Here is a 595-nt window from a genome sequence, read left to right on the forward strand (position 1 = left end):
GATCGTCGGAGGATACGTCTTGCCGTTGGCGGCATTCTCAACGGAGCGGAGATCTTCTCGAAGGAATACCGTCTTCTCGCCCCCGACGGCTCGGCCAGGTGGGCTCTTGCGCGGGGACGCTGTCATTTTGATGAAGATGATCGGCCGGTACGATTTACGGGCGTCGTCATCGACATCACCGAACAGAAGCACGTCGAGGAGCGTCTTCGGATCGCGCAGAGCGCCGGCGGGATCGGAACATTCGAATATCTCGATGGCTATGCGACCGTCAACGTTTCGGACGAGTTCTGCCGTTTGCTGGGACTTCATCCGAGCAATGTTCTCCCGGTTCGGACTGTCAACTCTCTCATCGAGCCGGGCGATCGCGCCATCGTGGAACAGAGCTCCGGTGAAGCTGCCTCGTATGTCGAGTTCCAGATCCGGCGCGCCGATGACAAAGAACTTCGCTGGCTTGCCTGGAGAGGCGAGTATGTGCGCGACACGGAAACGGCAGGATTGCGGTTTATCGGCGTGATCTATGACATCACGGCGGCCAAGCAATCTGAAGCGAGACTTCGAGAGCTCAATGAGAAGCTCGAAAGTCGTGTCGAGGAGC

At 58.3% G+C, this 595-nt stretch carries 1 protein-coding gene; it reads left to right on the top strand.

Translation table 11 applies throughout. The features are described from left to right. A partial coding sequence (locus C7G61_RS43120; RefSeq protein WP_145963849.1) for a PAS domain-containing protein occupies nucleotides 1–595 on the top strand: 595 nt, incomplete at both ends.

This window comes from Bradyrhizobium algeriense (assembly GCF_003062295.1).
Classification (GTDB): Bacteria; Pseudomonadota; Alphaproteobacteria; order Rhizobiales; family Xanthobacteraceae; genus Bradyrhizobium; species Bradyrhizobium algeriense.